The following is a 22,918-nucleotide window of genomic DNA, read 5'->3' on the forward strand; positions in this document are numbered from 1 at the left end:
CAGGCCTGCACAAAGACGGGCCGCTCTTTTGGAGCCTGACAATGATTGCATTCACGGTTAACGGCGAACGACGCGAGCTGGATGAAGCGTCCTCCTCCATGCCCTTGTTATGGGTCTTGCGTGATCAACTGAAACTCACCGGCACCAAGTTCGGCTGCGGCATGGGCCTGTGCGGTGCCTGCACCGTGCACCTGGACGGCGTCGCGGTGCGTTCCTGCCAACTGCCAGCGGCCGCCGTCGCGGGCCACAGCATCACCACCATCGAAGGTTTGTCGCCAACGGAAAACCATCCGCTGCAACTGGCCTGGGTCGCCGAAGATGTGCCGCAATGCGGCTACTGTCAATCCGGGCAGATCATGTCCGCCGCCGCGCTGCTCAACACCGGTGCGGCGGTGACCGACGATTCGATCCGCAACGCCATGTCCGGAAATATCTGCCGCTGCGGCACTTACGGACGTATCAACAAAGCGATCAAACGTGCGGCGAATGCGCCGAAGGAGGCCTGATGAGCCTCATCGACGATACCCGCATCGAACTGCCGCGGCGGGTTTTTCTCAAGCAAGCGTCGACCGTCGCTTCCGGACTGGCGATTGCCCTGTATCTGCCCGGCGGCATCGCAGCCACCGATCCAAAAGCCATGGCGCCGGCCAACGAATTTGAGCCGAATGCCTGGGTGCGGATCTTTCCCGACGGCACGGTGAAACTGGTGGTGCACAAGCATGACTCGGGCACCGGCACGCAAACGGCATTGGCCGCGTGTGTGGCGGAAGAGCTGGACGTCAACCCGATGACCGTGCAGGTGATTACCCCGGAAGATCCGTTTTTCGAAACCTACATTCATCCGGTCTGGAAAGTCTTCTCCACGGGCGGCAGCACCAGTGTTTCCCTCGAATACGATCGCTTGCGCATGGCCGGTGCCACGGCGCGGACGCTGTTGATTACAGCAGCGGCGAAACAGTGGAAAGTCAGCCCCGACAGTTGCACCACCGAGGAAGGTCGCGTCGTTCACACGTCGAGTAAGCGTAGCCTCGGTTATGGCGAACTGGTCGGGGTCGCGGCGAATCTGCCAGCGCCGACCCACGTCACGCTGAAAGACCCGGCGCAGTTCAAATACATCGGCAAGCTGCGGCACAAACGTGATGCGGCGGCCAAGGTGTGCGGGCGCTTCAAGTACAGCATCGACGTGCAATTGCCGGACATGCTGGTGGCGGTGATTCAGCGTGCGCCGGTGGTTGGCGCGAAGGTAGTCAGCGTCGATTCAGCGGCCGCTTTGCAAGTTCCGGGTGTGCGCAAAGTGCTGGCGATTCCGGGGCGTCCGGATGTGCTCGGCGGCAATCTGGAAGGCGTCGCCGTGTTGGCGGATACGTTCTGGGCCGCGCAGCAGGGCCGCAAAGTACTGGAGATCAAGTGGAGCGATTCACCGCTGGCCGGGTTCGACAGCGAGCAGTTGTTCAGCGCTCAAGCCAAAGCCATCGGCGATCCGCAAGCACAAACCGTCAAAGCCATGACCCAAGGTGATGTCGCCGGGCAATGGGCGGGCGCGGCGAAGCTGATCGAAGCCGATTACACCATGCCCTACAAGGTGCAAAACCCGCTGGAACCGATCTGCATCACCGCGCAGGTCAAGGACAAGGCGATCACCTATTGGGGCGGCGTGCAGGTGCCGTCGTCGGCACTGGAAGCGGCGCAAACCGTGTGCGGGATCGACAAGGCCAACGTGACCATTCATGAGTTGGTGTCTGGCGGCAGTTTCGGTGCGCGGGAGGCAAAATACTGGTTGTTTGAAGTCGCGTATCTGGCGCAGAAAACCGGTGTGCCGGTGAAACTGCTCAACAGCCGTGAAGATGAAATGCACGCGCTGTTCAATCATCCGGCAACCTTGCATCGGGTCAAAGGTGCGCTGGATGCCCAAGGCAAACTCAGTGCGCTGCAATTGCACGCGGTGTCGCCAGCCTCGCCGGAACAGTGGGAACCGGGTTATTTCGAACGCCCGGACAAGATGGATTACAGCACCACCGAAGCGATCACCGCGTGGGACTTCGCCTACCGTCCACCGCATCTGGAATTGAATTGGGTCAAGCACGAAAGCGACGTGCCGAGCGGCTGGTATCGCTCGGTGAGTTTTATTCCCAACGTGTTTGCTGTGGAAAGTTTCATGGATGAGCTGGCGCACGCGGCCGGTGCAGATCCACTGGCGTTCCGCCTGGCCAATATGCAGGAACGACCACGGCATGTGGCGGTGCTCAAGCAGGCAGCCGAGCGCGCCGGTTGGGGTAAACCATTACCGCCGGGAACCGCGCTGGGCATCGCGACCAATCAGGGTTACACCAGTTTTATCGCGGTGGTTGCGCGGGTGGCGACGGTCGATGGAAAGCCGAAAGTCGAGAAGCTCACTTGCGTGGTCGATTGCGGTTTGGCGGTGTCGCCAGGCGGTGTTGAAGAGCAAATCTACGGCGGTCTGATGTGGGGCTTCGGTCACGCGTTGTTCGATCGGCTCGACATCAAACAGGGCAGGGTGGTGCAGAGCAACTTCCACGACTATCGCGTCACGCGCATGTCCGACATGCCGGCCACCGACATCCTCGTGCTCGACGGTGAGCCGAGCAAACCCGGTGGCGTTGGTGAATTGGGCAGCCCTTCGGTGGTGCCGGCCATCGCCAATGCGTTGTTCGCGCTGACCGGTGTTCGTCAGCGTTCGACGCCACTGAGCCTGGGATAAATCGCCATGGACTTGCGCTTGCTGCGGTACTTCATGGCGTTGGCCGATGAGTTGCATTTCGGTCGCGCTGCCGAACGCCTGCACATCTGCCAGCCGCCGCTGAGCCAGCAGATTCGTTTGCTGGAAGAGGAACTGGGCACGCCGCTGTTCGAGCGCAGCCATCATCGGGTCGAACTGACGGCGGCGGGGCAGATGCTCAAGGAGCAGGCGCCGCTGGTGTTCGAACAGCTTGAGCGGGCGCTGGATCTGACCCGGCAAACCGGGCGCGGTCAGCTCGGTGAACTGGAAATCGGCATGATCAGTTCGGTGATGGTCGGCGTGCTGCCCAAGGCTTTGCACCTGTTTCGCGAGCGTTATCCGCAGGTCAACTGGCGTCTGCACGAAATGACCCCGGCGGCGCAGGTCAAGGCGTTGAAGGAGAAACGCATTGATGCCTGCGTGTTTCGCGTGGGTTATGACGATCCGTTGTTGCGCAATGAACTGCTGATTTATGAGCCGATTCATGTGGTGATGCCGGCGGATCATCCGCTGGCGCAGCGCGAGGTGCTGGCCCCGGCGGATCTGGCGCAGGAGCCGTTTGTGGCGCTGGAGCTGAAGCAGTCACGGTTCGCTAATTTTCTCTATCAGTGCTGCATTCAGGCCGGGTTTACCCCGCAGATACGGCAGCAGGTGATTGAGGTGCAGACGCTGCTGAGCCTGGTGCGAGCCGGGTTTGGCGTGGCGCTGTTGCCGGCGTCGATTGAACAGTTGGCGCCGGCGGGGCTGGTGTTTCGACGCCTGACCCCGGCGTTGCCGGAAGTGCCGTTGTATGCGACGTACCGCGCGGATGATGCCTCCCCCGTCCTGAAACTCTTCCTCGATACCCTCCGCGAACTCAACGGCAACCCCCAACCCCTGTAGGAGCTGCCGAAGGCTGCGATCTTTTGATCTTGCTTTTAAAAAACAGGATCAAAAGATCGCAGCCTTCGGCAGCTCCTACAGGGGGACTTGGTGTGTACGAAAAGGGTGGCACGATCACGTGTGGCTGCGGTCGTACTCTTCACATGGCGCATCACTTGTGGAGATCCAATGAGCCAGGAAGTCCTGACCACCGAAACCAATCGCCGCCAGTTGCAGCAAATCATCGCCGGATTATCCGACGGGGTGATTCTGCTGGAGCGGGATCAGAGCATCCTCTGGGCCAACGAGGCCGCGCTGGCCATGCATGGCGTCAGCCGGATCGGTGAGCTGGGCCACAACGCCGCCGAGTACGCGCAGCGTTTCAACCTGCGTTATCGCAACAACCACACGCTGGCGCCCGAGAATTATCCGATCAGCCGCGTGGCGCGCTGCGAGGCGTTCAATGATGTGCTGATTGAAGTGAATGCGGCGGATGACCCGGAACGCGTCTGGGTACACAGCGTGCGCAGCATGATCCTTACCGATCGCGAGGGGCAGCCCGAGTCGCTGGTGTTGATCATGAGCGACGTCACCGACTGGGCCAACGCCGAGCAGCGTTTCGAAAAAACCTTCAATGCCAACCCGGCGCCGGCGGTGATCTGCCGAATCAGCGACTTGCGCTATATCAAGGTCAATCCGGGGTTCCTGGAGATGACCGGCTATACCCGCGAGCAAGTCATCGGCACCTCAGCTTATGAAATCGACATCTACGAGCAGGCAGAAAAACGCGATCTGGCCATTCAACGCCTGCGCGATGTAGAGACCATTCCGCAGATGCAGGCTGAATTGCGCTTGCCCGATGGCAGCAGCAAACAGGTGATCGTCGCCGGGCAACCGCTGGTGCTCAACGACGAAGATTGCATGCTGTTTTCCTTTGTCGACATGGAGCTGCGGCACAAGGCCGAGGTGGCGCTGCGTCAGAGTGAGGAGCGGTTTGCCAAGGCGTTTCGCCTGACGCCGGTGCCGATTCTGATCTGCACAGCGGAGGAGCAGCGGGTGCTCGACGTCAATCAGGCGTTTCTCGATACCCTGGCTTTTGACGGGGACGATGTGCTCGGTAAAACCGTGACGCAGATTGGTTTTATCGATGACAACGGTGCGCGGTCTCGTCTGCTCGCGGCGCTTGAGAACAATGGCCGAGTGGATCGGGTGGACGTGCGGGTGCGCACCAAGGACGCTGATTTGCTCGAGTGTGCGCTGTCGGCCGACACCGTGAATATTCATGATGTGCCGTGTTATTTGCTGGTGCTGATGGACATCACCGAGCGCAAGCGTACCGAGCTTGAGCTGGTGGCGGCGATTGAAGAGGTGATGAAGGATGCTTCGTGGTTCAGTCGTACGCTGATCGAGAAGCTGGCGAATGTGAAGAAGGTCAATTCGCCGCAATTGCCGAGTGTGTCGTTTACCGATCTGACCGCGCGGGAGCGGGATGTGTTGGGGCTGATTTGTGAGGGACTGGCGGACAAGGAGATCGCCGCGCGGCTGAAGCTGGCGCCGAATACCGTGCGTAATCATGTGGCGACGGTGTATTCCAAGCTGGATGTTCATAGTCGCAGTGAGGCGATTGTCTGGGCGCGTGAGCGCGGGTTGTTTTCGGGGGAATGGCGCGGGCAGCGGTAGGGTGCAAATGCACTAGTTGATCCGGTGCAAATTGAGGTTCTGGTGGGGGCGGGTGGTTCTTAGTCTGGTGGGGTGCGGTGCGTGGCTTTTTTTGCGTGACCGTGTCCCTTCGAAGTAGCTAAAGGAACAGCCTCAATGATGAATCTTGCGCAGTTGCGCGCTCAGCTTGAGCAGAGTTTTTCGCCGCTGGCGTGTGAGTGTCTGGTGGATGGTGATCATTCACTTACGGTGAAGCTTTATCACCCGGTGTCTGGGCAGGTGGATCTGGTTGTCAGTGGGTTGAAACTGGATGTGTTGCGCACGGCGGAGTCGGTGGCGGGGTTGATTGAAGAATTGCGTTATGAGTTGGAGAGTAATTCTTTGCGCTCGTCTCGAGATCCCGACTTGGCCTGAGCCCGTGTAGGAGCTGCCGAAGGCTGCGATCTTTTGATCTTTTGATTATTTGGCTTTGGGGTACATATCCGTTGCTGCGGGGGTTGCTGATTATGGTTTCGCCCTTACGGCGAGTCCCTTTGGCAAACGCCCCAAAGGAACCAAAGGTCTGTGCCCTGACGTCCGGCCCTCGCTAAGGCTCGGGTTCCTTCGCTCCGGGTTCATCCGGGGGCATCGCCTACGGTTTGCTTCGCTGCACCTCCTCTCGATGCTTTCCCCGTATGAATCCCTCCACTCAGCCTCCCGACGGGCTCTAAGATCAAAAGCTGCACCCGAGCTTGCGCTCATCGTGTTGAGTGGTGAGGAGCGGGGCGCGGTTGGCTTTGGATTTGTGGTGTTTTTGCCCCTCAGCCCAGCCCTCTCCCGAGGGCGAGGGAGCTGATTTTTGGGCTTTTCGGGGTTTGTGTGCGGCGCGGTATTTCACGTCGGCGTAACTTGCCCAAACACCTCGGTCAGTCCCCTCTCCCTCTGGGAGAGGGCTAGGGTGAGGGGCTTTCAGAATATACGCGGCAGCCAACCTTGCGCTCATTCTGTGTAGGAGCTGCCGAAGGCTGCGATCTTTTGATCTTGCTGTTGTAGAAGCCAGGCCTGCTCGCGACCGCGCTCGCACAGGCAATCCAATCGCGATCCCCACCCAAAATCGACAGCCCCATTCCCCCAATCCAGCCATTTCACTGGCGCTTGCACTCACCTCGGCTATAAAGAATGAGTGGTCAGGTCTCTCGTGGTCGGTTGGGTCGCGGGAGTTTGTCGCTCATTTTTCGCGGGTCGTCCTATGAACAGTCTTGGGAAACGCGTGTTGCCGTTGGTTATTTTTGGTGCGTTGGCCGGTTGTGCCAGTCCTCCGCCGCCTCCGCCCGTGGCGCCGCCTCCGCCGCCGGAACGCACTTGTCAGATTCAGGAAAGCACCGAGGTGGTCGGTGACATGTACATCGATGAGCAGGTGACTCGCCACATCACCACCACCCGTTGCGTCACCCAATAGATCCATTGCTTGAAAAAACTGTAGGAGCTGCCGAAGGCTGCGATCTTTTGATCTTGATTTACAAAATTCAAAAGATCGCAGCCTGCGGCAGCTCCTACAGGGGCAGGATCCGTTCAGGGTTTGAGCGGGATCAGGAGAGGAAACCACCGTCGACATTCAGCGCTACGCCGGTGGTGTAGCTCGATGCATCACTGGCGAGGTACAGCACCGCACCGGCCATTTCGCTCGGATCGGCCACACGCTTGAGCGGGATCTGCGTCAGCGCTTGTTTGAGAATCGCGTCGTTCTTCACCAGCGCCGAGGCGAATTTGGTGTCGGTCAGGCCCGGCAGCAGGGCGTTGCAGCGGATGCCGAACTGCGCGCATTCCTTGGCGAAGACCTTGGTCATGTTGATCACCGCAGCCTTGGTCACCGAGTAGATGCCCTGGAAGATCCCCGGCGAAATACCGTTGATCGACGCAACGTTGATGATGCTGCCGCCACCGTTTTCGCGCATCAGCTTGCCGGCTTCAACGGACATGAAGAAGTAGCCACGAATGTTCACGTCGACGGTTTTCTGGAACGCGCCGAGGTCGGTGTCGAGCACGTTGCAGAATTGCGGGTTGGTCGCGGCGTTGTTGACCAGAATATCGAGGCGGCCGAACTGTTCTTTGATGCCGGCGAACACTTGGGCAATCTGCTCCATTTCACCGATGTGGCAGGCTACTGCAGTGGCTTTGCCGCCGGCCGCGATGATCGCGTCGGCGACGTGCTGGCAGCCGTCGAGTTTGCGGCTCGAGACGATGACGTGGGCGCCTTGCTGGGCCAACAGTTTGGCGATGGCTTCACCGATGCCACGGCTGGCGCCGGAGACGAAAGCGATTTTGCCGTCGAGGTCGAACAACTGAGTCTTGGACATAGGGGTTCCTTGGTGTGGGCCGTCAGAGGCTCGATTTCGCGATGACTTGCAGGCTCATCTGCTCCAGCAGTTTGTTCATGTGAATGAACTGCGCGAAGCGTTTGTCCTGGGTCTGGCCGTGGTAGAAGCGGTAGTAGATCTGCTGCACGATGCCGGCCAGGCGGAACAGGCCGTAGGTGTAGTAGAAGTCGAAATTGTCGATCTGGATGCCCGAGCGTTCGGCGTAGTAATCGACGAACTCGCGGCGGGTCAACATGCCTGGCGCATGGCTCGGCTGGCGGCGCATCAGTTGCACTGGCGCCGGGTCGTCGGCCTGAATCCAATAGGCGAGGGTGTTGCCCAGATCCATCAGCGGATCACCGAGGGTGGTCAGTTCCCAATCGAGCACGCCGATGATCTGCATCGGGTTGTTCGGGTCGAGGATGACGTTATCGAAGCGGTAGTCGTTATGGACGATGCTCGACGTCGAATGGTCGGCCGGCATCTTGTCGTTGAGCCAGGCTTTCACCGCCTCCCAGTGCGGTGCGTCCGGGGTCAGGGCTTTTTCGTAGCGCTCGCTCCAGCCTTTGATCTGGCGGGCGACGTAGCCTTCCGGTTTGCCCAGATCGCCGAGGCCGCAGGCGTTGTAGTCAACACGGTGCAACTCGACGAAACGGTCGATAAAGCTCTTGCACAATGCTTCGGTTTTTGCCGAATCGAGGCCCAGTTCCGGCGGCAGTTCCGAGCGCAGGATGATGCCGTTGACGCGCTCCATCACATAGAACTCGGCGCCGATCACCGATTCGTCGGTGCAGTGCACGTAGGCTTTCGGGCAATACGGGAAGCCGTCACGCAATTGATTGAGGATGCGGAATTCACGGCCCATGTCGTGGGCGGATTTGGCCTTGTGGCCGAATGGCGGGCGGCGCAGGACGAATTCCTGTTCCGGGTATTCCAGCAGGTAGGTCAGGTTCGACGCGCCGCCGGGAAACTGGCTGATCGCAGGCGTGCCGCTCAGGCCCGGAATATGCGCCTTGAGGTACGGATCGATCAGGCTGGCATCAAGTTCTTCGCCAGAGCGGATACGGGTGGACTGGTCAGTAAGCGCCATGCTTATCCCTTCTGCTTATTTTGGAGGCCAGACATCATTGGCTAATCTAATGGCGCGCCCGATTGCTCACAAGCGCGGTGCGGTCTTATAGGTTAGCGTGTTGCCGGATAATCAGCGTTCCGAATAAGCACAAGAGCCCACCGTGTTGCCGGATAATCAGCGTTCCGAATAGGCACAAGAGCCCACCGTGTAGGAGCTGCCGAAGGCTGCGATCTTTTGATCTTATAAAAGCAAGATCAAAAGATCGCAGCCTTCGGCAGCTCCTACAGGTCATTCAGGTCATTCAGGTCATTCAGGTCATTCAGGTCAGTCAGATCAGTGCACGCGCTGGTTGCTGAGTTTTGGCGGGAGGGCGATCGGGGTGAGCACCGGTTGCCCGGAGAAAAACGCGACGAGGTTTTTGCCCACCAGTTCGACCGTGCCTTGGGTGGCCTCTGGCGACAGGCCGGCAACGTGAGGCGTGAGCAATACGTTGCTGAGGGATTTCAGCGCATCCGGCACTTGCGGTTCGTGATCGAACACATCCAGTGCCGCACCGGCAATTTTTCGTTGTTCAAGGGCCGTGATCAGGTCTGCTGTGGCAATCACACTGGCCCGCGCAATGTTGACGATAAAACCCTTTGGCCCCAGTGCATCAAGCACTGCACGCGTCACCATATGCTGCGTGCCGATACCGCCCGGCGTCGCGATGATCAGAAAGTCCGAAGCGCGCGCCAGTTCGGTCGGCGTCGAGCAAAACGCGTAAGGCACCTCGCTGCGCACCTGACGGCTGTGGTAGCTGATTTCCATGTCGAAACCGAGGTGCGCGCGCTTGGCAATCGCCAGGCCCACGGCACCGAGCCCGAGAATCCCCAAGCGTTTACCGGCCAGCGACGGGCGCATGATCTTCGGCCATTCACCACGACGTACCGCCGCGTCGCAACGCGGAATATCACGCACCAATGCCAGCAGCATCGCCATCGCATGGTCGGCCACGGACGAGGCGTTAACCCCGGCGCCATTGGTCACGGTAATCCCGCGATCACTGGCGGCTTGCAGATCAACCTGCTCATAACCGGCCCCGATCACGGTGATGATTTTCAGCGCGGGCAGGGCGGCGATCTCGTCAGCCGTCAGACCCAGCGGGCCACGGGTCAGCACCGCATCGATGCGACTGCCGTGAGTGGCAATAGCCTGCGCGCGTTCGGCGGGCGTCGGCGCGAGGATCAGGTGAAAACCCTGGTTTTCCAGAATCGGCAAATAGTCGTTGATGGTTTCAACCAGTACCAGAACGGTTGCGGGCATTGCGCGGCTCCTGTGATCGTCGGCGTCGAGGGCATCAAATTATGCTTCAGAGTGCTGATTCCAGAGCGGTTTGGCAATGGTTGAACGTTGCCTCGCATCAGCCAGTGTAGGAGCTGATGCAGGGCTCGCCTGAACGCTTCGTCAGAAGGTTACGTCGGCGCTGTTGATCAGCCGGGCGAAGGCGCCGCCAAGGGTGGCGTTGTGGTGATCGATGATCGCCTGCGCTGATAGGGCGGGAGTGTCCATGCAGGTGTGGGCGTCGGCGATCAACACGGGTTTGAAGCCCAGGTCGGCAGCGGCGCGGCAAGTGCTGTCGATGCAGAATTGAGTCTTCATGCCGACGAGGTAGAGATTCTCGATTTTTCTGGATTGCAGTTGCTGCGCCAAGTCAGTGTCGTGGAAGGCGTTGGGTCTGGACTTGTTAAAGAGGGTTGCGGTTTCAGCGTTGAGCTCAAGCTCGGGCAGCAATTGCCAGAACGGACTGCCAGCGGCAATCGGCGAACCTTGGGGCCCGGTGTGGCGCACCGCAAAGATCGGCACCTGCTGTTGTCTCGCCATGGCGATAAGGTGCTGGATGTTGGCGAGAATTTGCTCGCCGTCATGAGGTTGTTCCGGGCCATGAAACAGACCGACCTGCATATCGATGATCAACAGTGCTGCAGACATGATGTCTCTCCTTGAGTGCTGCAAATGCCGCACGGACGGGAGAAACAACAAGGCCCCGTCCATTGCTGGCGGGGCCTTGGGTTTGCTGCGCAGGGGTTACCTCAGGCGCAAACACCACGACCCGCCGATGGCGGTCGTGGTGGTACGGGTGAGGTGCAGCGCGCAAAGGTTCATGGGGCTGATCATGCTGTGCGGGTTGCGCGCCTGTCAATTGGCGTATTGAGCGATGCCGTTGCCGAACGACCAGTTCTCTTTTTTCACTTCCACCAGATTGATGAACACGTCTTCGAGGCGAATCGACAGGTGCGTGTTGAGGTTCTGCGCGATGGTTTGGTACAGCGCTTTTTTCTGCTCCAGCGTTCGGCCTTCGTTGAGCGTGATCTGGATGATCACCAATTGGTCGGAGCGCTGGATGCCGAGGTATTCGGGGTCAAAGATAAAGTGATTGGCGTCGTGCTCGTTGAGGATCTGGAAGTTGTCATGATCCGGGACGTTGATGGCGCTGCGCATGGCGCTGTAAATCTGCTCGCCGATGCGTTTGGCAAAGGTCGGGTCGGGGTGTTTTTTGATTTCGACGCGGACTAATGGCATGGGAAGGCTCCGAGGGAGTAGTGGGGCCTTTCTCACGCTAGATGAAATGGTGGGGATTGAAAGTATTTCGCTCGCCGATCCGACGCCTTCGCGAGCAAGCCCGCTCCCACAATGGATCGCATTCTACCTGTGGGAGCGGGCTTGCTCGCGAAGAGGTCGGTATGACCAACACAAAAGCCTGCCTCTTGCACGGTGCTCGCGCCACAATCTGTCGGACATTTCGCCTACTGTTGTCAGCCAATAAACATAACTCGGTAATTCGTGTTTATAGACACCTGAAGTTACGTACGATTGCCCACAAATCGTTGCGTCGTTGCCTACGCCTAAGACAGAATCCGCCGGCTTGTGCGCCTTGGGGTGGGTCGGTAACGTTGATCGGGTCACTGATTCCAGTGATCGGGCTTAGCGGCTCGGTATGCATCCACGGTTGTACAAGTCCTATCAAGTCAGGCTTTCGCCTGCGCTCGATGGTGGCTGTGCGCATGGCATCTTCGGATGCGCCGGGTTGTGAATGCTTACCGGACCGCTAACTTGCGCACAGCTGCCTCCCTTTTGCTTAGCGGTGGAATGGATGCAGCCTTATTACGAGGTAAGCATTTATGTTCAAGGTAACGCCAAACCCGCCGGCCACCGATCCGGCATCGCCGTACGAATCCTCCCAATCCAAGAAATTCCACGAAGCCGCCGAACGCGCGCTCGACCATTATTTAGGCCCACCCACTGCCGAAATCATGGCCGCGCCGTACGTGCCAAACCGTTTATTCATGGTTAACCCGGCCAGTGCGAATGAACCTCTATTGGCCGACGCCAGCGAAAGCCTCGGTTCGGCTTGCGTAATGATCAACGACTTGGCGGGGATGCTTGAAGGCACTCATCGCAGGACGTTGTTAGGGATTGCGCAAGTGGTGATGTTGGGTGAGTTGGCTGTTAATCAGGTGCTCGATAATTGGGTACCGGTCGATTGATCCAGCACGGCGGCGAGGTGATAAGTCTCGCCGCTGTCTCTGTATGAGGGTGCCTACGTAACTCCCGGATTTTGCCTACGCACCCGACAGATCCGTCTGCTATTCGGTAGAGGAGGAACGAGGAATGATGTGGGTGCAAGGCAGCCTGGACAGTGGTTGCCAACAGCCAAGGAAGGCGAATGCTTCAAAATAATCGGGAAAACCTGGAACTCGAAAGGCTCCTGAATGAGACACGCAAACTCGTAGCCGAACGTCAAAAGCTTTTGACGGAGGAAAAAAAACTGAGCAGGGAGGCGAATTTATATCCGCTCGCAATATTAGGGGGGCTGGTGACCGCAATCACTGCCGTAGCAGGCTTCTTTTTCAAGTCTTAAGTACTTGAACCTTCTAACCCAAAAGGACAATCAAAAATGAGCACCTATGACCTAAAAGCCAGAATGGAAGAACTCGAGCGAGAGCACGATGAATGGGCTGAGAGAGTGCGCATCAAGAACAAAGGGGACATGTTACCTGTCTGGGCGATGCTGGCTTTCGGTCTGTTTTGCATGACGATGGGTTTCATGTTGGGTCGATTAGTCGGATGAGGTTTATCCCTCATGCCCGATACGATAACTTGCCGAAAAACGACATATCGCGTGCTCCTTGACGACAGTCATTTTCCTAAAAACGACACCCCGCTGATCTGCTCCGCACAACCATTCCTCAGCTAAGTCTTTGCTTCTGCTCATTTATCGCGGAGAATCGCGCCCCTGTTTCGGCCGGAGCATGTCTGTCGGTTTTTTCCGACGCGTCCTGACCGAGTGGCAAGTGACCGGAATGCGGAGATCCGACCGGATGAATGATCAGGCCAATAGCGTCGAAGAGCGCTTTGATGCAGCAGCACCCGCTGAACTTTCGAGCTGGAATCGCCAGGACACCACCTGGATGTTGGGGTTGTTCGGGACGGCCATTGGCGCCGGTACCCTGTATTTGCCGATCAACGCAGGCTTGGGTGGCTTCTGGCCGCTGGTGGTGCTAGCGCTGTTGGCGTTCCCTATGACGTTCTACGCACACCGTGGTCTGACCCGTTTTGTGCTGTCCGGTCGCGAAGGCGCTGACATCACTGAAGTGGTCGAGCAGCATTTCGGCATCAAGGCTGGTGCGCTGATCACGCTGCTGTACTTCTTCGCGATCTTCCCGATTCTGCTGATCTACAGCGTGGGCCTGACCAATACGGTCGCCAGTTTCCTTGAGCATCAATTGCACATCACGCCGCCGCCGCGTGCGCTGCTGTCGTTCGTGCTGATTCTTGGTTTGCTGGCAGTGGTGCGTTGCGGCCAGGACGCTATCGTCAAGGCGATGAGCCTGATGGTCTATCCGTTTATCGTCGCGCTACTGTTTCTGGGGGTGTACCTGATTCCGCACTGGAACGGCGGCATCCTCACCACTGTTTCGCAGGTGCCGCCAGCGTCGGCGCTGCTGCACACGCTGTGGCTGGCGATTCCGGTGATGGTGTTCTCGTTCAACCACTCGCCGATCATTTCGGCGTTTGCGGTGGATCAGAAGCGTCAGTATGGCGTGCATGCCGATGAGCGCAGCTCGCAGATCCTGTTCCGCGCCCATGCGTTGATGGTGCTGATGGTGCTGTTCTTCGTCTTCAGTTGCGTGCTGACGCTGTCGCCGGAGCAATTGGCGGAGGCCAAGGAACAGAACCTGTCGATCCTGTCGTACCTGGCCAACCACTTCAACAATCCGACCATTGAGTTCGCGGCGCCGCTGATTGCGTTTGTGGCGATCTCCAAGTCGTTCCTCGGTCACTACATCGGTGCCAGCGAAGGCCTGAAAGGCCTGATCGTGAAGAGCGGCAAGCGTCCGGGCGCGAAGGCACTGGATCGCATCGTGGCGGCGTTCATGCTGGTGATCTGCTGGATCATCGCAACGCTGAACCCGAGCATTCTCGGCATGATCGAAACCGTCGGCGGGCCGGTGATTGCGGCGATTCTGTTCCTGATGCCGATGTACGCGATTCGCAAAGTACCGGCGATGGCGCGCTATCGTGGTCAGGCGTCGAACGTGTTTGTCACGGCGGTCGGTCTGGTGGCGATTTCGGCATTGGTTTACAAGCTGACGATGTAGCGCGGATTCAATCGAAAAGAACCGCTGTGCCTGCCCAGGCATAGCGGTTTTTTTTCGCCTTTTATGCCCTTGTAGGAGCTGAGCTTGCTCGCGAAAGCGGTGTATCAGCCAACACCGTTGTTGAGTGACCAACCGCTTTCGCGAGCAAGCTCAGCTCCCACAGGGATGGGGAGTGGTGGCGGGCATAAAAAAACGCCGCTCATCTCACGATGGGCGGCGTTTTTTATTGCGTTGTAACGTTAGGCTTGAACGACCGGGATGTTGGCGTTCGCAGCAGCTTCACGGAACTCGGCGATCTGGTCGAAGGACAGGTAGCGGTAGATATCGGCCGCCATGCTGTCGATCTTGCCAGCGTATTCCATGTACTCCTCGACGGTCGGCAGGCGACCCAGGATCGAAGCCACGGACGCCAGCTCGGCCGAAGCCAGGTAGACGTTCGCGCCGTCGCCCAGACGGTTCGGGAAGTTACGAGTGGAAGTGGACACCACGGTAGCGTTCGGCTCTACACGTGCCTGGTTACCCATGCACAGCGAGCAGCCTGGCATTTCCATGCGTGCGCCAGCCTTGCCGTAGATGCCGTAGTAGCCTTCTTCGGTCAATTGGTGAGCGTCCATTTTGGTCGGCGGCGACAGCCACAGACGGGTTGGCAGCTGACCCTTGACCTGATCCAGCAACTTACCGGCAGCGCGGAAGTGACCGATGTTGGTCATGCACGAACCGATGAACACCTCGTCGATCTTCTCGCCAGCAACGCTGGACAGCAGACGGGCGTCGTCCGGATCGTTCGGCGCGCACAGTACAGGCTCGCTGATGTCGGCCAGATCGATTTCGATGATTTCGGCGTATTCGGCGTCAGCATCGGCTTCCATCAGTTCCGGGTTGGCAACCCAGGCTTCCATCGCTTGAGCGCGACGTTCAAGAGTACGTACATCGCCGTAACCTTCGCCGATCATCCAGCGCAGCAGGGTGATGTTGGAGTTCAGGTACTCGGTGATCGACTCTTTCGACAGCTTGATGGTGCAACCGGCAGCCGAACGTTCGGCCGAGGCGTCGGACAGTTCGAACGCCTGCTCCAGGGTCAGACCTTCCAGACCTTCGATTTCCAGGATGCGGCCGGAGAAGGCGTTTTTCTTGCCTTTCTTCTCGACGGTCAGCAGACCGTTCTGGATAGCGAAGTAAGGAATCGCATGAACCAGATCACGCAGGGTGATGCCAGGTTTCATTTTGCCTTTGAAGCGCACCAGGATCGATTCCGGCATGTCCAGCGGCATAACGCCGGTGGCCGCAGCAAACGCAACCAGACCGGAGCCGGCCGGGAACGAAATGCCCATCGGGAAACGGGTGTGCGAGTCACCACCGGTACCGACGGTGTCCGGCAGCAGCATGCGGTTCAGCCACGAGTGGATGATGCCGTCGCCCGGACGCAGGGAAACGCCGCCGCGGGTCATGATGAAGTCAGGCAGGGTGTGGTGGGTGGTCACGTCGATCGGCTTTGGATATGCCGCGGTGTGGCAGAAGGACTGCATCACCAGATCAGCCGAGAAGCCCAGGCACGCCAGGTCTTTCAGTTCGTCACGGGTCATTGGGCCGGTGGTGTCCTGAGAACCCACGGTGGTCATTTTCGGTTCGCAGTAGGTGCCAGGACGGATGCCTTTGCCTTCTGCCAGACCGCACGCCTTGCCGACCATTTTCTGCGCCAGGGTGTAACCCTTGGTGCTTTCGATCGGTGCATCAGGCTTCTTGAACAGGTCGAACGCAGGCAGACCCAGTTCGGCGCGAGCCTTCTCGGTCAGGCCACGGCCGATGATCAGCGGGATACGGCCGCCAGCACGGACTTCGTCCAACAGCACCGGGGTCTTCATTTCGAAGGTGGTGATGACTTCGTCGGTGCCGTGTTTGCAGACTTTGCCAGCATGCGGGTACAGGTCGATCACATCGCCCATGTTCATGTTGGAAACGTCGAACTCGATTGGCAGTGCGCCGGCATCTTCCATGGTGTTGTAGAAGATCGGAGCGATTTTGCTGCCAAAGCAGAAACCGCCAGCGCGCTTGTTCGGCACGTAAGGAACGTCGTCGCCGAAGAACCACAGTACCGAGTTGGTAGCGGATTTACGCGAAGAACCAGTACCGACCACGTCACCGACGTAGGCGATCGGGAAGCCTTGACCGCGCATTTCTTCGATCTGCTTCATCGGGCCGATGGCGCCCTGCTGATCAGGAACGATGCCGTCGCGGGCCATTTTCAGCATGGCCAGGGCGTGCAGCGGGATGTCTGGACGCGACCAGGCATCTGGAGCAGGGGAGAGGTCGTCGGTGTTGGTTTCGCCGGTAACCTTGAACACGCGCAGGCTGATCTTGTCGGCCAGAGTCGGGCGGTTTTTGAACCACTCGCCGTCAGCCCAGGATTGCAGCACGGCTTTAGCGTGAACGTTGCCGTTCTTGGCTTTTTCCGCGACGTCGTGGAACGCATCGAACATCAGCAGGGTGTGCTTGAGTTGCGCGGCAGCGACTGGCGCCAGTTCGGCGTCGTCCAGCAGTTCAACCAGGGTCACGATGTTGTAGCCGCCCTGCATGGTGCCGAGCAGTTCTACAGCGCGTTTTTTGTCCAGCAGAGGGGAGGAAACTTCGCCCTTGGCCAGAGCAGACAGGAAGCCGGCTTTTACATAGGCCGCTTCGTCCACGCCTGGTGGAATGCGATTGGTGATCAGGTCAACGAGGAATTCTTCTTCGCCAGCCGGAGGGTTTTTCAGCAGCTCGACCAGGCCTGCTGTTTGTTCGGCGTTAAGCGGCTGGGGAACGATACCCAGGGCTGCACGCTCTTCGATATGTTTGCGGTAGGCTTCAAGCACAGTTATTACCCTCATCAGTGGTCCCAAATGGGTGTCCGGGACGCTCATCCCGAAATGGCCGTACTCATGCGCTGCGTGGCGTTGTGGGCCACTTAGCCAGAATTACCGACCATTCCTTACAGAAGCTGCTTTCAAAGTTTTACGCCTGCAGAACGGGGAGCTGATGAGGGTTGGCGTTGGGCTTTTCCCCGCTGGAAAAACCCTTCGCCAACACCGCTCTGAAGGAACGACTGTGCTCGTGACGCTTTGAAAACAGCTTCTAACGGACATTGGCGCCTTAAAAGGCTGGCTGATTCTACGGCAAAAAAAATTTAAAGGTAAGTTCACCCCTGAACTTTGAGGGGTGATGAATGTTAGACAAAGGGCTAACATGCCGACCTGTTCCGCGTTTCAGTGCCTTTGCCTATCTTATGCCCAATCAGACCATCAAGACCCCCTGCGTCGGCCTCTGCTCCACTGTTTACGGTGATCTGGTGTGCCGTGGCTGCAAGCGTTTCCACCACGAAGTGATCCATTGGAATGGTTACAACGAGGAGGAAAAACGTGCGGTGTGGTTGCGGCTGGAGCAATTGCTGTCACAAGTGATGGCGGGCAAGGTCGAGATTTTCGATTCGGCGCGCCTGCGCGAGCAGCTCGAACAGCGCAAGATCCGCTTCGTGCCGCATCAGTCGGAATATTGCTGGGCGTATCAGCTGATTGCCCGGGGGGCGCGGGTGATCATTAATCTCGACGCGTACGGGATGGTGCTACTGCCGGAGTTTCGCGAGTGGAACCTGCCGGAATTGCGCGATGCCATTGATCGGGAATTCTTCCTGCTGTCGGAAGCGCATTATCAGCGCTACATCGCCCCCGGATTCCTCAAAGACGCCTTTGGCGCCTGAAGATCAAAAGATCACAGCGTGCCGCAGCTCCTACATGGGAATGCGTCGTACCTGTAGGAGCTGCCGAAGGCTGCGATCTTTTGCACTTAATGTTTCACCGCCAATTCCACCAAATGATCCTCAACCTCCTGCGGTTTGAGCACCAGCACATCACTCTCCAGCTCATCCAGCACCACTTCCGCCGTATTGCCGATCAGCGCCCCCGACAACCCGGTGCGCGCCACCGTGCCAATCACGGTCACCGCTGCCTGCAGCTTGTGCGCCATAAACGGAATCAACACATCCGCCGGGCCTTCTTCGATGTGCAGATGCTCGTCATCGATATCAAATTCCGCCTGAAACGCCCGACATTGCTCGCGATAGCGCGCTTCGATGGTTTCGCTGAGCTGGAACGTCGGATCCGCCGCCGACAGCATCGGCGAGGGATGCGCCGCGATCACATGCAGATGCGCCTTGGCCAGGGCCGCGATGTCGTAGCCGTGATCAATGATCGTATTGTGCAAATGCCGGTGCTCGCCATCGGCATTGCCGACATCGACCGCCGCCAGAATCACTCGGTCTTTCCACGAGGTCGACGTTTTCACCAGCAGCACCGGGGTAGGGCAGTGGCGCAGCAGTTTCCAGTCCGCTGGGGTCAGCAGGGCTTTTTTCAGTGAGCTGTCCGGGAAATGCTGCTTGATCACCAGTCCGCAGCCCTCGGCCTGCTGCACATCGATGATGGTTTCGTGCAGGCTCTCGTTCCACGCCTGTTCGGTGGTGGCGCTGTAACCGTCCGCCAGCAGCGCGGCTTTGAGCACGCCGAGCATGCCGGCGTGGTCGTGCTTCTTGTCGCAGACCAGCAGGTGCAGATGGGCCTGGGTCACGCCCGCGATCAACTTGGCGCGCTTGAGTGCCAGGCTTTCCGAATGTTCGGGTTCGATGACCACCAGAATGCTGCGAATGGCTTGCATGAGCGGAGTCTCCAGCAAAGAAAAGGCACGGCGTTGCACAACTATAGTTGCTGCCAGAACGTGCGCGACTTGATGCATATCAACGCCAGCCGCTGGTGGTCTGCGGACAGGCCGGTATAATCGGCGCCCTTCGCTCGAACACCTTTACCGTGAGCCCCATGATCCTTCCCGAAATCCACGAATTCCTTGGCTGCCGCACTCCCGACGCCTGGGTTCAGGCCGCACTGGCCGATCAGGAAACCCTGCTGATCGACCACAAGAACTGCGAGTTCAAGGCCGCCAGCACCGCGCTGAGCCTGATAGCCAAGTACCATTCCCACGTCGACCTGATCAATATGATGTCGCGTCTGGCCCGGGAAGAACTGGTGCACCACGAACAGGTCATGCGCCTGATGAAACGTCGCAAGATCGAACTGCGCCAATTGCACGCTGGCCGATACGCGTCGAGCCTGCGCAAAGTGGTGCGCAGTCATGAGCCGGTGAAACTGGTGGACACGCTGGTGGTGGGCGCGTTTATCGAAGCGCGCAGTTGCGAGCGTTTTGAAGCGCTAGTGCCGCATCTTGATGAGGAACTCGGCAAGTTCTACTTTGGCCTGCTGAAAAGCGAGGCGCGGCATTTTCAAGGGTATCTGAAGCTGGCTTATCAGTACGGTGATGCCAAGGATGTTGAGCAGGTGATCGTGCGGGTTCGTGCGGCGGAGCAAGAGTTGATTGAATCGCCGGATGAAGAATTCCGCTTTCACAGTGGTGTGCCTGTAAACCGTTGAGATCAAAAGATCGCAGCCTTCGGCAGCTCCTACAGGGGAAACGCATTCCAAATGTAGGAGCTGCCGAAGGCTGCGATCTTTTGCGTGTGATTGTTAAAAACTCTTAAGAGTATGAAACATCACCGATAACCGGCTTCCGCCCGAGAATGCCCCCATAATGTCGACCACTTCACACATGGGTTGGCAGACGGTCGTTATGGATAACCTGGGTTTCGGCAAAGTCCTTCTGGTGGAAGACGACGAGCGTCTCGCGGCGCTGATCGCCCACTTCCTCGAACAACACGGCTACGAAGTGCGCACGGTGCACCGTGGCGATCTGGCCGTGGCCGCTTTTCTCGAATTCAAACCGAAAGTGGTGGTGCTCGACCTCATGCTGCCGGGGCAGAGCGGTCTGCACGTGTGCCGCGAAATTCGCAGCGTGTCGGACACTCCGATCGTCATTTTGACCGCCAAGGAAGACGACCTCGACCACATTCTCGGTCTGGAATCCGGTGCCGACGACTACGTAATCAAACCGATCAAACCGCCGGTGTTGCTCGCCCGTTTGCGCGCGTTGCAACGCCGTCAGGTGCCGGACAGCAGCGTGGTCAGTTCGCTGGAGTTTGGCCAGTTGAGCATCGACCGCAGTTGCCGCGAAGTGCGTCTGGCCGGTGAGATCATCGAAATGACCACCATGGAATTCGAACTGCTGTGGCTGCTCGCCAGCGCCGCCGGCAAGATTCTTTCCCGTGATGACATCCTCAACCGCATGCGCGGGATTGCCTTCGACGGGCTTAACCGCAGCGTCGACGTGTACATCAGCAAACTGCGCAACAAACTCAAAGACAATCCGCGTGAGCCGGTGTGCATCAAGACCGTGTGGGGCAAGGGTTATCTGTTCAATCCGTTTGCCTGGGAGCTGTAGATGCTGCGCTTATTTCTCGGGCTGTTTCTGGTGATGACGGTGGGGCTGGTGCTGGCCTTGCAAACGGTCGAGCACACCTTTAACGCCTTGCTCGACAATCAGATGCAGGCCTACAACCGCGAGGCGGTGCGCGGTCAAGCGTGGTCGCTGGTCGAACACATGCGTGATCAGCAAGGCGAAGCGCGCGAGCAGCAGCTTGAGGCGTTGCGCCCGCATTATGGTCTGTCGCTGGGGCTGGTCGAGGCCGATCAGCTGAAACTGAGCGACAAAGAGAAAGCCGAACTTGCGCAGAATCTGTTGGTGACCCGCGACAACTACACACAGTTCATCAGCAACATTGACGGCGGTTCGCAACTGCTCAGCATCAAGCTGCCGCCCGAGCCGAGCCTGATGCCGTTCTACATCACGGCGGCGTACATGATGCTGGCGGTGCTGATCGGCATCGTGTTGTTCTTCTGGGTGCGCCCGCACTGGCGCGATCTGGAGAAGCTGCGGCTGGCCGCTGAGCGTTTTGGCGATAACGATCTGTCGGCGCGCATTCAATTGTCGAAACGCTCGAACATTCGTGATCTGGCGGAACACTTCAACCTGATGGCCGCGCGCATCGAAGGCCTGATCGCCAATCAGCGCGAGCTGACCAACGCGGTGTCTCACGAACTGCGCACGCCGATTGCGCGGTTGTCGTTTGAGCTTGATCAACTGAAGCAGCAGCCGGACGCCAGCCAGAGCCGTGAGCTGATTGCCGACATGTACGCCGACCTTGGCGAGCTGGAGGAAATGGTCTCCGAGTTGCTGACTTACGCCAGCCTTGAACGCGGTGCGACGGTGATCAAACGCGAGAACATTCAGGCGACCAACTGGCTCGACAGCGTGGTCGGCAGCGTCGCGCTGGAGGCGGAAGCGGCGGGCGTGCAGTTGCTGATTGGCGAATGCCGGCTCGACACGGTGCGCATCGAACCACGGTTTATGGCGCGGGCGGTGATCAACCTGCTGCGCAACGCGATTCGTTATGCCGAGCAAAAAGTCGAAGTGACGCTGGTGCGCACCGGGGATTATTACGAGGTGCGGGTCAACGACGATGGGCCGGGGGTTCCGCTGGAAGGGCGGGAGAAGATTTTCGAACCGTTCTCGCGGCTGGATGCCAGTCGGGATCGGCGCACGGGTGGATTTGGTTTGGGCCTGGCGCTGGTGCGGCGCGTGTCGCAGTCTCATGGCGGACAGGTTGAGGTTGGGGAGTCGCCTTGGGGTGGGGCGTCGTTTCGGATGACTTGGGCGCATCTGGATTGATTCGCGGTGGTGGTCAAGGCCTCTTCGCGAGCAAGCCCGCTCCCACAGGGATTTTCGGCGCGCTTAATATTCTGAATTGATTAATATATGGAAATCCGTATATTTGGTTTTCCATATGTATCGAGCCCGCCCGATGATCAGCCCCACCGAAGTCTTCAAAAGCCTGGCCGATGAAACCCGTGCCCGCGCCATTCTGCTGATCGCCAGTCAAGGTGAGCTCTGCGTCTGCGAGCTGATGTGTGCGCTCGATGACAGCCAGCCCAAAATCAGCCGCCACCTCGCGCAACTGCGCAGCAACGGTCTGCTGCTCGATCGCCGGCAGGGCCAATGGGTCTATTACCGCCTCAATCCGGATCTGCCGGCGTGGATTGGCGACATCCTGCAAGTGACGGCCAAGGCCAACACCGAGTGGCTCAAGGATAACGCCGCACGCCTGCACAACATGGATGGCCGTCCCGTGCGCGACGCCGCGTGCTGCTGAATCTTCTACCGGAGCAACCCATGCGAATCCTGTTTATGTGCACGGCCAACAGCTGCCGCAGCATCCTCTCAGAAGCCCTGTTCAATCACCTGGCACCCGCCGGATTCGTAGCCGTCAGCGCTGGCAGTTTCCCGAAAGGGCAGGTGCTGCCGCGCAGTCTGACCACGCTGCAACAGGCCGGCATCGCCATCGACGGCCTGCACAGCAAAGGCAACGACGCCTTCCAAGATAACCCGCCCGACATCGTCATCACCGTCTGCGACAAAGCTGCCGGCGAGACCTGTCCGGTGTACTTCGGCCCGGCCCTCAAAGCCCATTGGGGACTGGAAGATCCGTCCGAAGTGAACGGCGACGAAGCCGCGATCAACGCCGCTTTCCACGCCACCCTCGCGCGCATCGAACTGCGCTGCCAAGCCTTCCTCGAATTGCCCTTCGCCCGACTCAGCCGCGAGCAACTGCAACGCGAGCTTGACCGCATCGGCGCGCTCTAAGGAG

General features: G+C 58.8%; 23 protein-coding genes. 16 read left to right on the plus strand and 7 right to left on the minus strand.

The window, feature by feature from the left end; all coding sequences use genetic code 11:
• Window positions 1-41 precede the first annotated feature (41 nt).
• The 6 genes from ACP3TY_RS09160 (at window position 42) to ACP3TY_RS09185 (ending at window position 6,695) form a co-directional block, all read left to right on the plus strand.
• Window positions 42-506, plus strand: coding sequence for a (2Fe-2S)-binding protein (locus ACP3TY_RS09160; RefSeq protein ID WP_159815707.1), 465 nt, complete (start codon window positions 42-44; stop codon window positions 504-506).
• Window positions 506-2,719 (plus strand): molybdopterin cofactor-binding domain-containing protein, encoded by a 2,214-nt coding sequence (locus ACP3TY_RS09165; protein ID WP_426619779.1) that lies wholly within the window; start codon window positions 506-508, stop codon window positions 2,717-2,719. The genes ACP3TY_RS09160 and ACP3TY_RS09165 overlap by 1 nt, the downstream gene beginning before the upstream one ends.
• A 6-nt stretch (window positions 2,720-2,725) precedes the next feature.
• Complete coding sequence (locus tag ACP3TY_RS09170; protein ID WP_053121372.1) at window positions 2,726-3,619, plus strand: LysR substrate-binding domain-containing protein; 894 nt, start codon at window positions 2,726-2,728, stop codon at window positions 3,617-3,619.
• A 168-nt stretch (window positions 3,620-3,787) separates the two neighbouring features.
• The gene (locus tag ACP3TY_RS09175) at window positions 3,788-5,278 is read left to right on the plus strand and encodes a helix-turn-helix transcriptional regulator (protein WP_053121370.1); all 1,491 of its coding nucleotides are present in this window, start codon (window positions 3,788-3,790) and stop codon (window positions 5,276-5,278) included.
• 135 nt (window positions 5,279-5,413) lie between these two features.
• The gene (locus ACP3TY_RS09180) at window positions 5,414-5,671 is read left to right on the plus strand and encodes a DUF1652 domain-containing protein (RefSeq protein ID WP_053121368.1); all 258 of its coding nucleotides are present in this window, start codon (window positions 5,414-5,416) and stop codon (window positions 5,669-5,671) included.
• An 814-nt stretch (window positions 5,672-6,485) separates the two neighbouring features.
• Window positions 6,486-6,695, plus strand: coding sequence for a hypothetical protein (locus tag ACP3TY_RS09185; RefSeq protein WP_426619780.1), 210 nt, complete (start codon window positions 6,486-6,488; stop codon window positions 6,693-6,695).
• A gap of 130 nt (window positions 6,696-6,825) precedes the next feature.
• Here the strand turns inward: ACP3TY_RS09185 and ACP3TY_RS09190 are convergent, their stop codons facing one another.
• From ACP3TY_RS09190 to ACP3TY_RS09210, 5 genes are all read right to left on the minus strand, one after another.
• Complete coding sequence (locus ACP3TY_RS09190) at window positions 6,826-7,593, minus strand: SDR family oxidoreductase (protein WP_007911074.1); 768 nt, start codon at window positions 7,591-7,593, stop codon at window positions 6,826-6,828.
• 22 nt (window positions 7,594-7,615) lie between these two features.
• A complete protein-coding gene (locus ACP3TY_RS09195; RefSeq protein WP_053121362.1) occupies window positions 7,616-8,683 on the minus strand; it encodes a phosphotransferase family protein in 1,068 nt (355 codons plus the stop codon).
• 315 nt (window positions 8,684-8,998) lie between these two features.
• On the minus strand, window positions 8,999-9,967 hold the full coding sequence (locus ACP3TY_RS09200) for a 2-hydroxyacid dehydrogenase (protein WP_159815703.1): 969 nt from the start codon (window positions 9,965-9,967) through the stop codon (window positions 8,999-9,001).
• A gap of 141 nt (window positions 9,968-10,108) precedes the next feature.
• Window positions 10,109-10,633: a cysteine hydrolase family protein gene (locus tag ACP3TY_RS09205; RefSeq protein ID WP_426619781.1), complete on the minus strand. Its 525-nt coding sequence runs from the start codon at window positions 10,631-10,633 to the stop codon at window positions 10,109-10,111.
• A 207-nt stretch (window positions 10,634-10,840) separates the two neighbouring features.
• A complete protein-coding gene (locus ACP3TY_RS09210) occupies window positions 10,841-11,224 on the minus strand; it encodes a tautomerase family protein (protein WP_053121356.1) in 384 nt (127 codons plus the stop codon).
• 599 nt (window positions 11,225-11,823) lie between these two features.
• On the opposite strand from ACP3TY_RS09210, the gene ACP3TY_RS09215 reads away from it, so the two are divergent.
• The 4 genes from ACP3TY_RS09215 (at window position 11,824) to ACP3TY_RS09230 (ending at window position 14,304) form a co-directional block, all read left to right on the plus strand.
• Window positions 11,824-12,189, plus strand: a complete 366-nt coding sequence (locus ACP3TY_RS09215; protein ID WP_426619782.1) for a DUF6124 family protein — start codon at window positions 11,824-11,826, stop codon at window positions 12,187-12,189.
• A 179-nt stretch (window positions 12,190-12,368) separates the two neighbouring features.
• The gene (locus tag ACP3TY_RS09220; RefSeq protein ID WP_159814142.1) at window positions 12,369-12,563 is read left to right on the plus strand and encodes a hypothetical protein; all 195 of its coding nucleotides are present in this window, start codon (window positions 12,369-12,371) and stop codon (window positions 12,561-12,563) included.
• 36 nt (window positions 12,564-12,599) lie between these two features.
• Entirely contained in the window at window positions 12,600-12,773 is a 174-nt protein-coding gene (locus tag ACP3TY_RS09225; protein ID WP_426619783.1) for a hypothetical protein, read from the plus strand.
• A gap of 250 nt (window positions 12,774-13,023) precedes the next feature.
• The gene (locus tag ACP3TY_RS09230) at window positions 13,024-14,304 is read left to right on the plus strand and encodes an HAAAP family serine/threonine permease (protein ID WP_212544609.1); all 1,281 of its coding nucleotides are present in this window, start codon (window positions 13,024-13,026) and stop codon (window positions 14,302-14,304) included.
• A gap of 239 nt (window positions 14,305-14,543) precedes the next feature.
• Here the strand turns inward: ACP3TY_RS09230 and acnB are convergent, their stop codons facing one another.
• Window positions 14,544-17,153, minus strand: a complete 2,610-nt coding sequence (gene acnB, locus ACP3TY_RS09235; protein WP_426620446.1) for a bifunctional aconitate hydratase 2/2-methylisocitrate dehydratase — start codon at window positions 17,151-17,153, stop codon at window positions 14,544-14,546.
• Between the two features lie 410 nt (window positions 17,154-17,563).
• Between acnB and ACP3TY_RS09240 the strand changes: the two genes are divergently transcribed.
• Window positions 17,564-18,034 carry a DUF1289 domain-containing protein gene (locus tag ACP3TY_RS09240; protein WP_159814138.1) on the plus strand — a complete coding sequence of 157 codons (471 nt, stop codon included), beginning with the start codon at window positions 17,564-17,566 and terminating at the stop codon, window positions 18,032-18,034.
• An 86-nt stretch (window positions 18,035-18,120) separates the two neighbouring features.
• On the opposite strand, the gene ACP3TY_RS09245 is transcribed toward ACP3TY_RS09240, so the two are convergent.
• The gene (locus ACP3TY_RS09245; RefSeq protein ID WP_053121342.1) at window positions 18,121-18,984 is read right to left on the minus strand and encodes a universal stress protein; all 864 of its coding nucleotides are present in this window, start codon (window positions 18,982-18,984) and stop codon (window positions 18,121-18,123) included.
• 158 nt (window positions 18,985-19,142) lie between these two features.
• Between ACP3TY_RS09245 and ACP3TY_RS09250 the strand changes: the two genes are divergently transcribed.
• From ACP3TY_RS09250 to ACP3TY_RS09270, 5 genes are all read left to right on the plus strand, one after another.
• A complete protein-coding gene (locus ACP3TY_RS09250; RefSeq protein WP_159814136.1) occupies window positions 19,143-19,751 on the plus strand; it encodes a tRNA-(ms[2]io[6]A)-hydroxylase in 609 nt (202 codons plus the stop codon).
• Between the two features lie 196 nt (window positions 19,752-19,947).
• Complete coding sequence (locus tag ACP3TY_RS09255; RefSeq protein WP_053121339.1) at window positions 19,948-20,655, plus strand: response regulator; 708 nt, start codon at window positions 19,948-19,950, stop codon at window positions 20,653-20,655.
• The gene (locus ACP3TY_RS09260) at window positions 20,656-21,942 is read left to right on the plus strand and encodes an ATP-binding protein (RefSeq protein ID WP_212544607.1); all 1,287 of its coding nucleotides are present in this window, start codon (window positions 20,656-20,658) and stop codon (window positions 21,940-21,942) included.
• Window positions 21,943-22,075: 133 nt separating this feature from the next.
• On the plus strand, window positions 22,076-22,423 hold the full coding sequence (locus ACP3TY_RS09265; protein ID WP_426619784.1) for a metalloregulator ArsR/SmtB family transcription factor: 348 nt from the start codon (window positions 22,076-22,078) through the stop codon (window positions 22,421-22,423).
• A 20-nt stretch (window positions 22,424-22,443) separates the two neighbouring features.
• Complete coding sequence (locus tag ACP3TY_RS09270; protein ID WP_426619785.1) at window positions 22,444-22,914, plus strand: arsenate reductase ArsC; 471 nt, start codon at window positions 22,444-22,446, stop codon at window positions 22,912-22,914.
• The last annotated feature ends 4 nt before the right edge of the window (window positions 22,915-22,918 follow it).

It is taken from the genome of Pseudomonas rustica, from assembly GCF_049959085.1.
GTDB classification, from domain to species: domain Bacteria; phylum Pseudomonadota; class Gammaproteobacteria; order Pseudomonadales; family Pseudomonadaceae; genus Aquipseudomonas; species Aquipseudomonas rustica.

What these genes read in the sequence shown, in the direction of transcription:
- ACP3TY_RS09195 (WP_053121362.1), bottom strand. Translation starts at nt 8,683, where the DNA reads ATGGCGCTTACTGACCAGTCCACCCGTATCCGCTCTGGCGAAGAACTT.
- ACP3TY_RS09205 (WP_426619781.1), bottom strand. Translation starts at nt 10,633, where the DNA reads ATGTCTGCAGCACTGTTGATCATCGATATGCAGGTCGGTCTGTTTCAT.
- ACP3TY_RS09180 (WP_053121368.1), top strand. Translation starts at nt 5,414, where the DNA reads ATGATGAATCTTGCGCAGTTGCGCGCTCAGCTTGAGCAGAGTTTTTCG.
- ACP3TY_RS09165 (WP_426619779.1), top strand. Translation starts at nt 506, where the DNA reads ATGAGCCTCATCGACGATACCCGCATCGAACTGCCGCGGCGGGTTTTT.
- ACP3TY_RS09245 (WP_053121342.1), bottom strand. Translation starts at nt 18,984, where the DNA reads ATGCAAGCCATTCGCAGCATTCTGGTGGTCATCGAACCCGAACATTCG.
- ACP3TY_RS09250 (WP_159814136.1), top strand. Translation starts at nt 19,143, where the DNA reads ATGATCCTTCCCGAAATCCACGAATTCCTTGGCTGCCGCACTCCCGAC.
- ACP3TY_RS09230 (WP_212544609.1), top strand. Translation starts at nt 13,024, where the DNA reads ATGAATGATCAGGCCAATAGCGTCGAAGAGCGCTTTGATGCAGCAGCA.
- ACP3TY_RS09200 (WP_159815703.1), bottom strand. Translation starts at nt 9,967, where the DNA reads ATGCCCGCAACCGTTCTGGTACTGGTTGAAACCATCAACGACTATTTG.
- ACP3TY_RS09265 (WP_426619784.1), top strand. Translation starts at nt 22,076, where the DNA reads ATGATCAGCCCCACCGAAGTCTTCAAAAGCCTGGCCGATGAAACCCGT.
- ACP3TY_RS09210 (WP_053121356.1), bottom strand. Translation starts at nt 11,224, where the DNA reads ATGCCATTAGTCCGCGTCGAAATCAAAAAACACCCCGACCCGACCTTT.
- ACP3TY_RS09220 (WP_159814142.1), top strand. Translation starts at nt 12,369, where the DNA reads ATGCTTCAAAATAATCGGGAAAACCTGGAACTCGAAAGGCTCCTGAAT.
- ACP3TY_RS09270 (WP_426619785.1), top strand. Translation starts at nt 22,444, where the DNA reads ATGCGAATCCTGTTTATGTGCACGGCCAACAGCTGCCGCAGCATCCTC.
- ACP3TY_RS09175 (WP_053121370.1), top strand. Translation starts at nt 3,788, where the DNA reads ATGAGCCAGGAAGTCCTGACCACCGAAACCAATCGCCGCCAGTTGCAG.
- ACP3TY_RS09215 (WP_426619782.1), top strand. Translation starts at nt 11,824, where the DNA reads ATGTTCAAGGTAACGCCAAACCCGCCGGCCACCGATCCGGCATCGCCG.
- ACP3TY_RS09160 (WP_159815707.1), top strand. Translation starts at nt 42, where the DNA reads ATGATTGCATTCACGGTTAACGGCGAACGACGCGAGCTGGATGAAGCG.
- ACP3TY_RS09260 (WP_212544607.1), top strand. Translation starts at nt 20,656, where the DNA reads ATGCTGCGCTTATTTCTCGGGCTGTTTCTGGTGATGACGGTGGGGCTG.
- ACP3TY_RS09170 (WP_053121372.1), top strand. Translation starts at nt 2,726, where the DNA reads ATGGACTTGCGCTTGCTGCGGTACTTCATGGCGTTGGCCGATGAGTTG.
- ACP3TY_RS09240 (WP_159814138.1), top strand. Translation starts at nt 17,564, where the DNA reads ATGCCCAATCAGACCATCAAGACCCCCTGCGTCGGCCTCTGCTCCACT.
- ACP3TY_RS09190 (WP_007911074.1), bottom strand. Translation starts at nt 7,593, where the DNA reads ATGTCCAAGACTCAGTTGTTCGACCTCGACGGCAAAATCGCTTTCGTC.
- ACP3TY_RS09225 (WP_426619783.1), top strand. Translation starts at nt 12,600, where the DNA reads ATGAGCACCTATGACCTAAAAGCCAGAATGGAAGAACTCGAGCGAGAG.
- ACP3TY_RS09185 (WP_426619780.1), top strand. Translation starts at nt 6,486, where the DNA reads ATGAACAGTCTTGGGAAACGCGTGTTGCCGTTGGTTATTTTTGGTGCG.
- ACP3TY_RS09255 (WP_053121339.1), top strand. Translation starts at nt 19,948, where the DNA reads ATGGATAACCTGGGTTTCGGCAAAGTCCTTCTGGTGGAAGACGACGAG.